This window comes from Lichenicoccus sp. (assembly GCF_965276875.1).
Classification (GTDB): domain Bacteria; phylum Pseudomonadota; class Alphaproteobacteria; order Acetobacterales; family Acetobacteraceae; genus Lichenicoccus.
Genome location: NZ_OZ255701.1, coordinates 363,682 through 378,854, shown reverse-complemented (window position 1 = coordinate 378,854; position 15,173 = coordinate 363,682). Strand labels below are relative to the sequence as shown.

12 protein-coding genes are annotated in these 15,173 nt (G+C 69.6%); all 12 read left to right on the top strand.

The features are described 5' to 3' along the window. The first annotated feature begins 38 nt into the window (after positions 1-38). The 12 genes from ACQY4K_RS01920 to ftsA are packed head-to-tail and all read left to right on the top strand — an operon-like array spanning position 39 to position 15,170. Entirely contained in the window at positions 39-1,958 is a 1,920-nt protein-coding gene (locus ACQY4K_RS01920) for a peptidoglycan D,D-transpeptidase FtsI family protein (protein ID WP_428396288.1), read from the top strand. Next, positions 1,945-3,417: a UDP-N-acetylmuramoyl-L-alanyl-D-glutamate--2,6-diaminopimelate ligase gene (locus ACQY4K_RS01915; protein ID WP_428392957.1), complete on the top strand. Its 1,473-nt coding sequence runs from the start codon at positions 1,945-1,947 to the stop codon at positions 3,415-3,417. Before ACQY4K_RS01920 ends, ACQY4K_RS01915 begins: the two co-directional genes overlap by 14 nt. Continuing rightward, on the top strand, positions 3,414-4,817 hold the full coding sequence (locus ACQY4K_RS01910) for a UDP-N-acetylmuramoyl-tripeptide--D-alanyl-D-alanine ligase (RefSeq protein ID WP_428392955.1): 1,404 nt from the start codon (positions 3,414-3,416) through the stop codon (positions 4,815-4,817). Before ACQY4K_RS01915 ends, ACQY4K_RS01910 begins: the two co-directional genes overlap by 4 nt. Next, a complete protein-coding gene (gene mraY, locus ACQY4K_RS01905; RefSeq protein WP_428392953.1) occupies positions 4,817-5,905 on the top strand; it encodes a phospho-N-acetylmuramoyl-pentapeptide-transferase in 1,089 nt (362 codons plus the stop codon). The genes ACQY4K_RS01910 and mraY overlap by 1 nt, the downstream gene beginning before the upstream one ends. Next, complete coding sequence (gene murD, locus ACQY4K_RS01900; RefSeq protein WP_428392952.1) at positions 5,902-7,233, top strand: UDP-N-acetylmuramoyl-L-alanine--D-glutamate ligase; 1,332 nt, start codon at positions 5,902-5,904, stop codon at positions 7,231-7,233. The genes mraY and murD overlap by 4 nt, the downstream gene beginning before the upstream one ends. Beyond that, positions 7,233-8,363 carry an FtsW/RodA/SpoVE family cell cycle protein gene (locus tag ACQY4K_RS01895; protein WP_428392950.1) on the top strand — a complete coding sequence of 377 codons (1,131 nt, stop codon included), beginning with the start codon at positions 7,233-7,235 and terminating at the stop codon, positions 8,361-8,363. Before murD ends, ACQY4K_RS01895 begins: the two co-directional genes overlap by 1 nt. Further along, positions 8,360-9,559, top strand: a complete 1,200-nt coding sequence (gene murG, locus ACQY4K_RS01890; RefSeq protein WP_428392948.1) for an undecaprenyldiphospho-muramoylpentapeptide beta-N-acetylglucosaminyltransferase — start codon at positions 8,360-8,362, stop codon at positions 9,557-9,559. The genes ACQY4K_RS01895 and murG overlap by 4 nt, the downstream gene beginning before the upstream one ends. After that, positions 9,556-10,989, top strand: a complete 1,434-nt coding sequence (gene murC, locus ACQY4K_RS01885) for a UDP-N-acetylmuramate--L-alanine ligase (protein WP_428392946.1) — start codon at positions 9,556-9,558, stop codon at positions 10,987-10,989. The genes murG and murC overlap by 4 nt, the downstream gene beginning before the upstream one ends. After that, positions 10,986-11,912 (top strand): UDP-N-acetylmuramate dehydrogenase, encoded by a 927-nt coding sequence (gene murB, locus ACQY4K_RS01880; RefSeq protein WP_428392944.1) that lies wholly within the window; start codon positions 10,986-10,988, stop codon positions 11,910-11,912. The genes murC and murB overlap by 4 nt, the downstream gene beginning before the upstream one ends. Next, positions 11,909-12,853, top strand: a complete 945-nt coding sequence (locus ACQY4K_RS01875; protein WP_428392942.1) for a D-alanine--D-alanine ligase — start codon at positions 11,909-11,911, stop codon at positions 12,851-12,853. Before murB ends, ACQY4K_RS01875 begins: the two co-directional genes overlap by 4 nt. Further along, positions 12,841-13,737, top strand: coding sequence for a cell division protein FtsQ/DivIB (locus tag ACQY4K_RS01870; protein WP_428392940.1), 897 nt, complete (start codon positions 12,841-12,843; stop codon positions 13,735-13,737). Before ACQY4K_RS01875 ends, ACQY4K_RS01870 begins: the two co-directional genes overlap by 13 nt. Then, positions 13,734-15,170 carry a cell division protein FtsA gene (gene ftsA, locus ACQY4K_RS01865; RefSeq protein WP_428392939.1) on the top strand — a complete coding sequence of 479 codons (1,437 nt, stop codon included), beginning with the start codon at positions 13,734-13,736 and terminating at the stop codon, positions 15,168-15,170. The genes ACQY4K_RS01870 and ftsA overlap by 4 nt, the downstream gene beginning before the upstream one ends. Positions 15,171-15,173: the final 3 nt, after the last annotated feature.

Here is a 15,173-nt window from a genome sequence, read left to right as displayed (position 1 = left end):
CGACGCCTGAACCAGGCGCACGGGCGCCGATGGAGCGGATGCGCGCCCGCCTGCTCTGCGTCGCCGGTGGCTTCGGCGCGCTGTTCGGGGCGGTGTCGGTCAAACTGGCGCTGGCGACCGTGTTCCACCCGATGCTGCCCTCATCCCGGCAGATCGCGCCACAGGTGCCGGCACTGCCGAAGCCCGACCCGGGCGGCCTGCTGGTCGACGATCTCGGCCTGGTGCATGTGCATCGTGCCACCATCACAGACCGTAACGGCACCATCCTTGCAATCTCGCTTCCGCTCTCAAACATCTACGCCAACCCTTTGGAATTGATGGATCCGAAGCAAGCGGCTGAGAAGCTGAAGACGATCCTGCCGGGCCTGGACGTGGCGGAGACGATCAAGCGCCTCTCGGAGAAGAAGCAGTTCGTCTATCTCGCCCGCGACGTGCCGCCGGACAAGGAACTGGCGATCAACGATCTCGGCATTCCGGGGATCTATTTCCAGCCGGGCGAGCGTCGGCGCTATCCGCTAGGCCGGGTGGCGGCGCAGATCATGGGCACCGTGGACATCGACGATCACGGCGTCGCCGGCGTCGAGCGCTCCTTCAATGCGCGGCTGATGAGCAGCCCGCAGCCGCTGCGGCTGTCCATCGACGTGCGGGTGCAGGCGGTGGTGCGCGACGTGATGGACGCAGCATTGGATGAGTTCCACGCCATTGGCGCCTGCGGCATCGTCATGGATGTGCGCACCGGCGAGATCCTCGCCATGGTCAGCCTGCCGGATTTCGACGCCAACGACTTCGACAAGGCATCCAGCACCGAACGCTTCAACCGGGCGGTTACCGGCATGTATGAGCCCGGCTCGACCTTCAAGCTGCAGACCGCGGCGATGGCGTTGCAGGACAATGTCGCGCATATCTGGGACAAGTTCTCCACCAGTCCGATCCGGGTTGGCCGCTTCACCATTACCGACATGCGCACCGACCATTTCGCGCCCTGGCTGGCGTTGCCGGCGGTGCTGGCCTACTCGTCCAACCCGGCGGCAGCCCATATCGCGCTCGATGTCGGCGCCAAGCGCCAGCAGGACTGGCTGCGCAACATGGGCTTCTTCGCCAAGGTGCCGGTGCAATTGCCGGAAGCCGGCCACCCGATCGTGCCCGCCTTGCGCAACTGGGGCCGCTCGACGGTGATGACGGTCGGCTTCGGCCACGGCATCGCGGAGTCGCCGCTGGCCATCGTGCGCGGCACCGCGGCGACGGCGAATGGCGGCATCCTGGTGACCCCGACCCTGCTTGCGAGGCCTGATCCCCAGGTGCCCGAGAGCATCCCGTTCCAGACCGTGTCGGCGACGCTGCCGGCATCGCCTGGCGACGTCGTCCCGGACGGCGACGCCGAGGTGATCCCCCAGGGCCCGCGCCTGATTTCCGCGGGCACGTCCTCGATCCTGCGCAAGATCCTGCGCCTGGTGGTCACCAAGGGCATTGGCAAGAACGCCGACGTGCCCGGCTACTATGTCGGCGGCAAGACCGGAACAGCCGAGAAGGTTGGGCCGGGTGGGCGCTACCTCAAGCATGTCAACGTTGCCGCCTTTACCGGTGTGTTTCCCATGAATTCACCGCGTTACGCGGTCTATGTCATGCTCGACAGCCCGGTCGGCAACAAGGCTACGCATGGCTGGACCACGGCGGGGTGGGTCGCCGCCCCCGAGGTCGCCAAGATCGTGGCACGGATCGGGCCGATGCTCGGGCTGTTCCCTGACCTGGCCAACATGCCCGCGATCGATGCCGAGCTGGCGATCCCGCTCGACCCGCAACCGCCGGCGGGATCGCATCCGCTCGGTCCGGGAAACGACCCGGGCGATCCGCGTGACGAGCAACACGCCGTGCACAGACCCTTCAGAACAGTTCCGGTGTTCCGACGCGACGTCAGCTACCATCATCTGCTCGCGGAGCCGCGAGATGCGGCTCGATGAGCTGGCCGCCACCGCCCGGCTGAGCGTCCCTGCCGACTCGGCGGCGACCGAGGTGGCGGGGCTGGCCCTGGACAGCCGGGCGGTGCGCGCCGGCACCCTGTTCGCCGCCCTGCCTGGCAGCCGCACGAGCGGGGCGCACTTCATCGCCGATGCCGTGGCCGCCGGCGCGTGTGCGGTGCTGGCGCAGACCGGCACCATTTGGCCTGACGGCGTGCCACGACGACCGCTGCTGCTGTCGGACGCGCCGCGACGGGCGACGGCACTGCTCGCGGCACAGCTCGCGGGCCTGCAGCCGGAGCGGATCGTCGCCATCACCGGCACAAACGGCAAGACCAGCACCGTCGAGTTCCTGCGCCAGCTCTGGCAGGCCGGAGGACGCAGGGCGGCCAGCCTCGGCACCCTGGGCGTCGTCGGCGCATCGCCGCCGCGGGCTACGGGGCCGATCCTGACCACGCCCGATAGCATCGCGCTGACTTCCATCCTGGCCGACCTCGCCGCGCGGGGGATCGAGGCTGCCGCGATCGAGGCGTCGTCGCACGGTCTCGCGCAGGAGCGACTCGACGGGGTGCGGATCACCGCCGCCGGCTTCTCCAATCTGACCCGCGACCATCTCGACTATCACGGCACCGAGGCCGAATACCGACGCGCCAAGCTGCGGCTGTTCGCGGAACTGCTGCCCGAGCGGGGTCTCGCCGCGGCCAACGCCGACATGGACCCGGCTACACTAGCGGACCTGTGCGCGATGGCGCGGGCGCGCAGCCTGACCTTGCGGCTGGTAGGCGAGCAGGGCGACGCGATCCGGATTCTGCGGGTTCGGCCACTGCCCGACGGCCAGGTTCTAGAACTCGAGGCTCTCGGTCGTCGCCACGCCGTCCGCCTCGGTCTTCCCGGGCGTTTCCAGGCGGATAATGTTGTTCTTGCGGCAATCCTGGCCGAGTCGTCGCTTGATCTGCTGGAGCGCACGCTGGCACTGCTGCCGCGACTCGAAGGCGTGCGCGGCCGCATGGAGCGGTGTGCCCTATTGGACGATGGCGCCGCCGCTTATGTCGATTATGCACACACACCGGACGCATTGGAGCGGTTGCTCGCGGGCCTGCGACCGCACGCTTTGGGCAGGCTGGTCGTGGTGTTCGGCGCCGGCGGTGATCGCGACCGTGGCAAACGGCCGCTGATGGGCGCGGTCGCCGAGCGGTGCGCCGACCTCGCCATCGTCACCGATGACAACCCGCGTTCGGAGTCGCCGGCGGCGATCCGCGCTCAGGTGCTGGCCGGTTGCCCGGGTGGCATCGAGATCGCGGACCGGGCGCAGGCGATCGCGGCCGGGCTGGAATCGCTGCGTGCCGGCGACGTGCTGGTGGTCGCCGGCAAGGGCCACGAGCAGGGCCAGACCATCGGCGGCGAGACCTTGGCGTTTGACGATCGCGCGGTGATCCGCCGGCTTGCAGGCGTGGCGGCGTGAGCGCGCTTTGGACCGCCGAGGATCTGCGGGCTGCCACCGGCGGGGTGGTAAGCGGCCCGATCGCGGCCAACGGCGTTTCCATCGACACACGCAGCCTCGCAGCGGGCGACCTGTTCATCGCCCTGCGTGGCGACAATGGCAACGGGCACGCGCATGTGGCGGCGGCCCTCGCAGGCGGTGCGGCCGGCGCCGTCGTGCATGCGACGGTTGATGCGCCGCTTGGGGACGATCCGCGCCTGTTGCGGGTCGCTGACACGCAGGCCGCCCTGGCTGATCTCGGCCGCTTCGCGCGCGCGCGGTTCGGCGGCAGACTGGTCGCGGTCACCGGCAGCGTCGGCAAGACCACCACCAAGGAGATGCTGCGCGTGGCCCTCGGCGCCTTGCGGCCCACGCACGTCGCCAACGCCTCGCACAACAACCATTGGGGCGTGCCGCTGACCCTGTCGCGGCTGCCGCCGACTGCCGCGTTCTGCGTCTGCGAGATCGGCATGAACCATCCCGGCGAGATCGCCCCGTTGGCCGCACTCGCCCGCCCCGATGTTGCCGTCATCACCAGCATCGAGGCCGCCCATATCGGCCAGATGGGCAGCCTGAAGGCGATCGCCGAGGAGAAGGCCGCCCTGGTGCGCAGCCTGCAACCAGGCGGAGTCGCCATCCTCCCCGACGGCGCGCCCGGGATGGCGGACGCGACGCACGCCGCCAGAGCCCGCGGATTGCGGGTGATCCGCTTCGGCACCGGTCCCGAATGCGAGGCCAGGCTGAGCGCGATGTCGCTGGACGCGGACGGCTCGCGCCTGACGATGACGCTCGAAGGCGCGACGCACCAGGTGCTGCTCGCAGCCCCAGGCAGGCACATGGCGATGAACGCGTTGGCCTGCCTGGCGGCGGTATGCGCGCTGGGCGGCGACATCGCGCAGGCGGCGGCAGGCCTGGCCGACTTCCGCCCGGGTGTTGGGCGCGGCGCGCTCCGCGCCCTGCCCGGCGACGCGCGGCTGCTCGACGAGAGCTACAATGCGTCAGGCGCCTCGGTGCGCGCCGCCCTCGAAGTGATGCGGCTCACGCCAGCCCAGCGCCGAGTCGTGGTGTTGGGCGACATGCTGGAACTTGGTGCGTTTTCGTTAGAAGAACACGAATCGTTGAACTCTTACGTGCGCGACTCCGCCGACATCGTCTATTGCTGCGGCAGCATGATGACAAAACTCTACGAGTTGCTCCCGGCCACCTTGCAAGGCGCCTGTGCTCCGGATTCGCGAATGCTGGCGCCGCTGGTGGCCGCCGCCCTGCGCCCCGGCGATCTGGTCCTGGTCAAGGGCAGCAACGACAGCCGCATGCGCCTGGTGGTGGATGCCCTGTTAAGCGGGGCGCGGTTGAGCGGGGCACTGCCGGGTGAGCCGGGCTGATGCTGTTCGATCTCGCGCATCCCTTCGCGGACCGGTTCGCGCTGTTCAACCTGGTGCACTACATCACCTTCCGCTCCGGCGCCGCCTGCCTGACCGCGCTTGCGATCAGCCTGCTGCTGGGGCCGCGGGTGATTGCTCTCTTGCGACGTATCCAGCGTGGTGGCCAGCCGATACGCGCCCTCGGCCCCGAGCGCCACTTGCTGGAGAAGGCCGGCACGCCGACCATGGGCGGGGTGCTGATCCTGCTGTCGCTGTTCGCCTCGACCCTGCTGTGGGCGGATCTCTCGAACGGCTTCGTCTGGGCGGTGATGGGCGTCACCGCCGCGTTTGGCGCGGTCGGCTTTGCCGACGACTATCTCAAGCTGTCGCGTCGCAACAGCCATGGCCTTTCCAAGCGCGCCCGGCTGGGATGTGAGTTCGCGGCCTCGCTGATCGGCGGCTACTGCATCAACCGGCTGATGCCGGAGCCGCTCGCCGGCACGGTGGCGTTCCCGTTCGTCAAGGACGCGCTATTGCCGCTCGGCTATGCGTTCCCGCTGTTCGCGATGCTGGTGATCACCGGTTTCGGCAATGCTGTGAACTTCACCGACGGGCTCGACGGGCTGGCGATCGTGCCGGTGATCATCGCGGCGATGGTCTACGCGCTGATCTCCTACCTGGTGGGCAACCGCATCTTCGCCGACTATTTGCAACTGCACCCCGTCCCGGGCACCGGCGAGCTGGGGGTGTTCTGCGCCGCCCTGATCGGCTCCGGGCTTGGCTTCCTCTGGTTCAATGCGCCACCGGCGGCGGTGTTCATGGGCGATACCGGCAGCCTCGCCCTCGGCGGCGCGCTGGGAGCGGTCGCGGTGGCGGTCAAGCACGAGCTGGTGCTGTGCATCGTCGGCGGCATCTTCGTCGTCGAGACGCTGTCGGTCATCATCCAGGTGTTCTGGTACAAGCGCACCAAGCGGCGGGTGTTCCTGATGGCGCCGCTGCATCATCATTTCGAGAAGAAGGGCTGGCAGGAGCCGAAGATCGTGATCCGCTTCTGGATCGTCTCGATGGTGCTGGGCCTGATCGGCCTGGCGACGCTGAAAATACGATGAGCGATGGCTTCCCCGCCACCGTATTCCGCGGCCGGCGCTACGCCGTGCTCGGACTTGGGCGCAACGGCGCTCCCGTCGCCCGTGCCCTTGTCGCCATGGGGGCGGAGGTCGACGCCTGGGACGATGACACGCGCGCGCGAGGGGACCTTCCGGCGGCCGTCACTCTCGCACCACTCGGCGATCCGGCGGGTTACGACGCCCTGGTGCTCTCGCCCGGCATCCCGCATCGCCTGCCGGCGCCGCACCCGTTCGCCGCGCGCGCGATCGCAGCCGGGGTGCCGGTTCTTTCTGACGCCGAGCTGCTGTTCGAGGCGGTGCGACGCTCCGGCTCGCGCGCGCGCTTCGCCGGCATTACCGGCACCAACGGCAAGTCCACCACCACCGCGCTGCTGGCGCATCTCCTGCAGACGGCCGGGATCGCCTGCGCCGCCGGCGGCAATCTGGGCACGGCGTCCCTGGCGCTGCCACGGCTCGGCGACGGTGGTGTCTACGTGCTGGAGATGTCGTCCTACATGCTCGAACGGCTGCAAACCCTACGGTTTGACGCGGCCTGCCTGCTCAACTTGTCACCGGACCATCTCGACCGGCATGGCGACATCGCTGGCTACGGCGCTGCAAAACTTGCCATCTTTGATCGCCAGCAGCCCGGCGATCTGGCCGTGCTCGGCACCGACGACGCCTGGACGCGCGACCAGCAGGCCCTGCTCGCCCGCCGCCTGGTTCCGCTCGTCACCATCTCCGGGGCGGCCGGTCTTGCGCATCCGGCACCTGCCCTGCCCGGCGCGCACAATGCCCAGAACGCCGCCGCGGCCACGCTGATGGCGGCGTATCTCGGCGCCTCGCCGGACGCTATCGCGGCCGGGCTCGCAAGCTTTCCGGGTCTCGCGCACCGGCAGCAGCGAATTGGCGAGGTGAGCGGCGTTAATTTCATCGACGACAGCAAGGCGACCAACGCCGATGCGGCGGCGCGCGCGCTGGGCTGCTATGAGCGACTGGTCTGGATCGCCGGCGGTGTCGCCAAGGAGGGCGGCATCGAGTCGCTGGCGCCGCTGTTCGGCCGGATCGCCGAGGCGCTGCTGATCGGCCGCGACGCGCCGCTGCTCGCTGCGACGCTTGCGCGGCACGGCGTGGCGCACCGTATCCTGAACACCATGGCACGTGCGGTGCCGGCGGCGTTCGCGGCCGCGCAACAGCACACCGCCCCGATCGTGCTGCTCTCGCCAGCCTGCGCTAGTTTCGATCAGTATGCCAACTTCGAGGCCAGGGGCATTGATTTCGCGAGTTTGGTCGCGGACCTGCCGCGTTTGTTCGAACGGCGGGCAAGCTGATGCGCGGCGCCAAGCGGATCGACAACTCGGTCATCGGGCGGTGGTGGTGGACGGTTGATCACGCCACTCTGGCGTGCGTCGGCCTGCTGATCGGCTTCGGTTACGTGCTGATGCTGGCGGCGAGCCCGTCGGTGGCCGCCCGGATCGGCGCCGACCGCGACCTCTTCATTCTCAAGCAGGTGGTGTTTTTGACCATCGCCGGCGTGATCGTAGTCGGCGTCTCGCTGCTGTCGACGACGGCGATCCGCAGGGTGGCGCTGCTTGGCTGCCTGCTGGCCCTGGCCGCGACCGCCTATACCCTCGTGCACGGCCTGGAGATCAAGGGGGCGCGGCGCTGGATCGGGCTGCCGATGATGTCGCTGCAGCCGAGCGAGTTCCTCAAGCCCTGCTTTGCCGTGGTCACCGCCTGGCTGCTCACCGAGCGCCGGCGCACGCGTCATTTCCCCGGCATGCTGATGGCGTTCGCGGTGTTCGGCGTGATCCTGATGCTGCTCAAGTCGCAGCCGGATATCGGCATGCTGACGGTGATCACCACGGTGTTCATGGCGCAGTTGTTCGTCGACGGGCTCAACCTGGTGCTGGTTGGTGTCGGGATCGGGTCGATGGTGGCGGCCTTCGTCGGCGCGTTCTTTGCCTTCACCCACGTGCGCTCGCGGGTCGAGCGCTTCCTGCATCCCTCGCTCGGCGACCACTACCAGATAGACACCGCGCTGCAGGCGTTCGGCAATGGCGGCCTGCTCGGTCGCGGCCCTGGCGAGGGGCGGGTCAAGGATTTGCTGCCGGACGCGCATGCCGACTTCGTCTTTGCCGTCGCCGGCGAGGAGTTCGGCATGCTGGTGTGTTTGTTCATCATCGGCGTGTTCTGCTTTATGGTGGTGCGCACACTGCTCAAGCTGCTCAACGAGGATGACCCGTTCGTGGTGCTGGCGAGCTGCGGGCTGATGACCGGCTTCGGCCTGCAAGCCTTTGTCAATATGGGCTCGACCCTGCATCTGATCCCGACCAAGGGCATGACGCTGCCGTTCATCTCCTATGGCGGCTCGTCGGCGCTGTCGGTGGCGCTGACCATCGGCATGGTGCTGGCGCTGACCCGGCGCCGGCCGAAGGCGATGTCGGGAGTGCTGCGATGAGCCGGGTGGTGATCGCCGCCGGCGGCACCGGCGGGCATTTCTTTCCGGCGGAGGCGCTAGCCGGCCAGCTCGCGTCGCGCGGCCATGACCTGGTGCTGATGACCGACCGGCGCGGCGGCCTGCGCAGCCATGGCGCCTTTGCCAACGCGCCGCAGCACGTCATCGCCGGCGCCGGTGTCGCCGGACGCGGCAGGGTCGCCAAGCTGCGCGGCTTGGCGGCGGTGGCGCGCGGCGTCGTCCAGGCGAGGCGTCTGTTGGCCACGCTGGAGGCCGACGCGGTGGTCGGCTTCGGCGGCTATCCGTCGGTGGCACCCCTCCTCGCCGCACGACTGCTCGGACGCGGCCGACCAGCGATCGTTGTGCACGAGGGCAATGCGGTGCTGGGCCAGGCGAACGCGCAGCTGGCGCGCTTTGCGGACAGGATCGCCACCAGCTTCGAGGTGACAGTCCGCTTGCCGCCCGGGCGCGGCACGTTGACCGGCATGCCGGTGCGCGACGAGATCGCCGCCCTTGCCGCAAGCCCCTATCCAGGGACAGGCGGAACCCTCAACCTGCTGATCTGGGGCGGCTCGCTGGGTGCGCGCATCTTCAGCGACGTCGTGCCCGCCGCAATGGCGCCGTTTGCCGGCCGTGTGCGCGTGGTCCAGCAGGCCCGCGCTGAGGATGTGGATCGGGTCCGCGCCGCCTACGCGGCGGCCGGTATCGACGCCGAGATCGCGCCCTTCCTTGATCGTGTAGCCGAGCGTCTCGCGGCAGCGCATCTCGTCATCGGCCGCGCCGGCGGCTCCAGCGTCGCCGAGCTCGCATGCATCGGTCGGCCGTCGATCCTGGTGCCGCTGCCGATCGCGGCCAGCGACGAGCAGACTGCCAACGCGAGAGCGCTGGTCGCGGCGGGTGCTGCGTGGATTGTGCCGCAGCGCGACTTCACCGAGGCCGCGCTCTCTGCGCTGCTGGCTGAGCTGTTTGCTGCGCTTGAGCGCCTTGCCGAGGCGGCAGCGGCGGCCGCGGCATTGGGTCGCCACGACGCCGCCTCCCGTCTCGCGGACCTGGTAGAAGGCCAGCTCCGCGCCTCTATTGAATGGGGGTCTGGGGCCTGCAGCCCCCAGCGGAGTCCAGAGGCGTCACGCGAAGGCGTGCTGCGCACGACGCCTCTGGCCTTCTTCAAGCCCGAAAAACAAACGGAACAGTCCCTATGAGAGCCTTGCCGCTGAACATCGGCACCCTGCATTTCGTCGGCATTGGCGGCATCGGCATGTCCGGCATTGCCGAGGTGCTGCATACGCTGGGCTACAGCGTCCAGGGCAGCGACATCGCCGAGAGCGCCAACGTGCTGCGGCTGCGTGAGGCCGGCATTGAGGTGATGATCGGCCACGATGCGGCCAACCTGCGTGACGCGCGGGTGGTGATCGTCTCGACCGCGGTTTCGCGCGACAATCCGGAAGTGTCCGCGGCGCGGGCAAGGCTGATCCCGGTGGTCAGGCGCGCCGAGATGCTGGCCGAGCTGATGCGTTTGCGCTGGTCGATCGCGGTCGGCGGCACGCACGGCAAGACCACCACCACCAGCCTGATCGCGGCCGTGCTGGAGGCCGCGAGGCTCGATCCCACGGTGATCAATGGCGGCATCATCGAGGCTTACGGCACCAACACCCGCATGGGGTCCGGGGACTGGATGGTGGTGGAGGCGGACGAGAGTGACGGCTCGTTCCTGCGTCTGCCCTCGACGATTGCGGTGGTCACCAACATGGACCCGGAGCATCTTGACCATTGGGGCACGGAGGCGGCGATGCAGGCGGCCTACGACCAGTTCGTCGCCAATATCCCGTTCTATGGGTTCGCGGTGCTGTGCGTGGACCATCCGGCGGTGCAGCAGATGATCCCGCGGCTGTCCGACCATCGGGTCATCACCTACGGCTTCAGCCCGCAGGCGGATGTACGCTGCGAGCGGCTGGTCGCCGACAAGCGCGGGGCGACGTTCGAGGTGGCGCTCACCGACCGCGGCTCGCCGAACCGCAGCCGCCGGATCGGTCCGTTCCGGCTGCCGATGCTTGGCCGGCACAATGTCTCGAACGCCCTGGCCGCGATCGCGGTGGCCTGCGAGATGGAGATCGACGACGGCACCATCCGTAGCGCCTTTGCCGGCTTCAAGGGGGTCAAGCGGCGCTTCAGCCGTGTTGGCGAGGCTGGCGGCATCTCCATCGTGGACGATTACGGCCATCATCCGGTCGAGATCGCGGCCGTGCTCAATGCGGCGCGTCAGGCCGGTGCGCGCGACGTGGTGGCGGTGGTGCAGCCGCATCGCTACTCGCGGCTGAGCGCGCTGTTCGCGGCGTTCTGCACCTGCATGAACGAGGCCGGCACGGTGATCGTGGCGGATGTCTATGCTGCCGGCGAGGCGCCGATCCCGGGCATTGACCGGGACGCGTTGGTAGAGGGTTTGCGCGCGCGCGGCCATCGCAGCGTGGTGCCGTTGCCCGGGCCGGAGCACCTGGCCGAGATGGTGCATGCGATCGCGCGTCCCGGGGACTTCGTGATCTGCCTGGGGGCCGGCAATATCACCGGCTGGGCGCAGGCGCTGCCCGGACAGCTCGCGGCGCTACAAAAGCCGGCGGGTGGCTACGCCGCATGACCGCAACCGACCTCGCTTTGCCACGCCTGCGCGGCCGGCTGACGGCCGATGCGCCGCTTGGCGCGCAGAGCTGGTTTCGGGTGGGCGGCAATGCCGAGGTGCTGGCGCGGCCCGAGGATGCGGAGGATTTGGCCGGGTTCCTGCGGGGGCTTTCGCCGGAAATCCCGGTGCGCGCGATCGGTGTCGCCTCGAACCTGATCATCCGTGACGGCGGCGTGCCCGGCGTGGTGGTCCGGCTGGCGCCGCGCGGTTTCGGAAGCGTGCGGATCGAGGCGGATGGGATCGTTGCGGGTGCTGCCTGCCTGGACGGGGCGGTCGCGGAGCACGCGGCCAAAGCAGGGCTTGCCGGGCTGGAGTTTCTTGCCGGCATTCCTGGCTCGATCGGGGGTGCGGTAGCGATGAATGCCGGCGCCTACGGCAGTGCGATGGCCGACGTGCTGGACTGGGCCGATATTGTCACCCGCGTCGGCGAGGCGCTGCGGCTGCCGGCGCACGCACTCGGCCTCGGTTACCGGCGGTCGAGTTTGCCGCCCGGGGCCGTGGTAACGGCGGCCCGGCTGCGCGCCACGCCCGGCGACCGCGAAATGATCGCCGGGCGCATTGCAGCGATCCGCGCCACCCGTGAGGCCTCGCAGCCGGTACGCGCCCGCACTGGCGGCTCGACCTTTCGCAACCCCGATCCGGCCGAGAGCAGCCGACGGGCCTGGGAGCTGATCGAGGCGGCCGGCTGTCGTGGACTGGCTTTGGGTGGTGCCGCGGTCAGCGAGAAGCATTGCAACTTTCTGCTCAACACCGGGGGCGCCACGGCGGGCGAGCTGGAAGCGCTGGGCGAGATGGTGCGTGCCAAGGTGCGGGCTGCGTCAGGCGTCGAGCTGGTTTGGGAGATCAAGCGGATTGGGGTTCCGGGAGGACTCGCGCCATGAGGGCGCGTCGCGTGGTGGTGCTGATGGGCGGCCTGTCGGCCGAGCGCGCGGTCAGCCTGTCGAGCGGTGGCCAGGTGCTGGGCGCCCTGCGTGAGGCCGGCTTTGAGGCGACCGCGATCGATGCCGGGCCGGACTTGGCTGTCCTGCTGGAGCAGTTGCGGGCGGCGCGGCCGGATGTGGTGTTCAACGCCCTGCATGGCCGCTTCGGCGAGGACGGCGCGATCCAGGGTGTGCTCGACTGGATGGGCATCCCGTATACGCATTGCGGCGTGCGTGCGTCCGCGGTGGCGATGGACAAGCAGGCGGCGCGCGCGGTGTTCGCGTCCCAGGGGCTGCCGGTGGCGCGTGGCGGGCTGGTTGATGTTTCCAGCCTCGCCGAGCGCGATCCGCTGGCCCTGCCCTACGTCATCAAGCCGGTCAATGAAGGCTCCTCGGTCGGGGTGGAGATCATCCGCGAGGGCTCGAACCATCGCGCCGCGGTCGCCGCCGCTTGGCGGTTCGGGCCGCAGGCGCTGGTCGAGGAGTTCATCCCCGGGCGCGAGCTGACGGTTGGCGTGATGGGCGAGCGGGCGCTGACCGTCACCGACATCACACCGGACCCGCGTCTCGGCCAGGGCTTCTACGATTATGAGGCGAAATACGCCGATGGCGGCTCAAGCCACGCGCTGCCGGCGCAGATCCACCGCGCCGCCTTCGAGCAGGCGCTGGAGATCGCACTGTCGGCGCATCGGGCACTCGGCTGCCGCGGCGCCACACGCACCGATTTCCGCTACGATGATACGCGATCCGAGTCCGAGCCCGGCCGGCTGGTGATCCTGGAGGTCAATACCCAGCCGGGCCTGACGCCGACCTCGCTGCTGCCCGAGCAGGCGGCGTTCTGCGGCATCAATTTCCCGTCGCTCTGTGCGTGGATGGTGGAGAACGCCGCATGCCGCGCATAGGGCGCTCCGGAAGAGTTGGGCGTCGCGTCAGCAAGATGGACCGGCCGTCGCGGCTGCTGATCTTCGCGCGTCGCAGGCGGGGGATGATCCGCCCGGTGCTGTATGGGGTCGTGCTGCTCGGGGTGGCGGGATTTGGCCTGCATGTGGCGCGCGCGATGCGCACACCGGCGAGCTTTGCGCCGATGCGCGCCGAGATCGGCCGTGACGCCGGGCTGCGGATCACCGACATCGTCGTCGAGGGCCGCGACATGGAGCCGCTGGACCAGGTGAAGGCAGCACTCGGCGTCAGTCGGGGGGCGCCGCTGCTCGGCTTCTCGGTGGCGGCGGCACGAGCGCGGCTCGAGCGGCTGTCATTCATCTCGACCGCCAGCGTCGAGCGGCGGCTGCCCGGCACCGTACTGGTGCGGCTCACCGAGCGGCGGCCGTTCGCGGTCTGGCAGAACCACGACCGGTTCGTGCTGATCGACCGCAGCGGCGCGTTGGTCCAGCAGCACGGCATGACGGCCAAGGACGCCGACGCGTTCGCGGTGCTGCCGCTGGTGGTGGGGCCGGGCGCGCCGGCGGCGGCGGCGACGCTGATCGCAGCCCTGGCGGCGGAGCCCACGGTGCGCAAGCAGGTGGTGGCCGCGGTCCGGGTCGGACAGCGCCGCTGGAATCTCAGCCTGCGCAGTGGTGCCGCCGTGCTGCTGCCCGAAGGCGAGGCGATCCCCGCTTTGCGCCGACTCGCCTCGCTGGAGGAGCGCATGCATCTGCTCGAGCGGCCACTCATCGATATCGACATGCGCCTGCCGGATCGGCTGGTCGTGCGGCCTCGCTTGCAAGCATCCGCACCTGCAGACGTTCCTTCGAGCGCGGGCAGCGACACCACGCGGAGGCCGGCATGAGTGAAAACCATCTGGTGTCGCAAGCAACTGGTTTGGTGCCGCGGGCGCCGGCCCGCAAGCGCGCTACCCGGCGGGCCCGCAAGGCCGCGGAGGCCGGCAATCGGGCGCTGGCACGCACAAGCGGGGCCCTCGATGATGCGCATGATGGGGCCCAGCGCCCGCTTGCGCTGCCGGCGCCGGACTCGTCGCCCACGCGCCGGCACTGGCGCGCCGGCACCTTCGGGGTGCTCGATATCGGCACCAGCAAGGTCACCTGCCTGATCGGCCGCGGCGAGCCGGACGGCAGCTTGCGCGTCACCGGCTGCGGCTGGCAGCGCTCGCGCGGCGTGCGGCTGGGCGGCATCACCGACTTCAAGGAAGCCGAACGCGCCATCCGTGCCGCGGTCGGACAGGCCGAGGAGGCCGCCGACCATCATCTGCGCGCGGTGACCGTCAGCCTGAGCTGCGGCGGCCCGGAGAGCCGGCTGTTCAACGTGCGCCTGCCGGTCGGCGGACGCATAGTCGCCGACGCCGATATCCGCAGGATCGTGGCCGAGGGTCGGGCACGGGCGGCGAGCGACGGCCGCGAGGTGGTGCATGCGATGCCGCTGCGTTTTTCGGTCGACGAGGTGGAAGGCGTGGAGGACCCGCGCGGCCATCATTGCGACCAGCTCGCGGCCAGGCTGCATCTGATCGACGCGGCCGGCATGGCGCTGCGCAATCTCACCACGGTGATCGGCCGCTGCGATCTCGGCATTACCGAGATGGTCGCGGCCCCGTTCGCCGCGGGGCTGTCGGTGCTGGTCGCGGACGAGCGCGAACTGGGGGCCACGGTCATCGACATGGGCGGCGGCGTCACCCAGATCGCGGTGTTCGCCGAGCACCAGTTGCTGCACACCAGCCAGTTGCCGATCGGCGGCCTGCATGTGACGCGCGACATCGCGCGCGGCCTGTCGACGCCGCTGGATTGCGCCGAACGGCTCAAGGTGATGCTCGGCAATGCCGAAATCACGTCGGAGGACGACCGCGAGATGCTGCACGTGCAGCAGATCGGCGAGGACGACCAGCATTTCGCCCGGATTTCGCGCGCGCGACTGGTCTCGGTGATACGACCGCGCCTGGAGGAGACGTTCGAGCTGGTGCGCGACCGGCTCGATCATGCCGGGCTTGGCAATGCGGCCGCGGCACGGGTGGTGCTGACCGGCGGCGCCAGCCAGCTCGACGGGGTGCAGCGACTCGCCGCCAGCGTGCTTGGCCGGCCTGTTCGGCTGGGCCGGCCGGCGGGTGTGCACGGCTTGCCGCCTGACGCTTCCGGTCCTGCGTTCGCCACCGCCAGCGGCCTGCTCGCCTGGGCCGCGGGTGCCGGCCGCAGTTTGGCCGACCTTGATCTCAACGAACCCCCGCCCGCCGGCCTGATACGCAGGCTGATCGAATTTCTCGGCAAGCGCGTGTGAAGC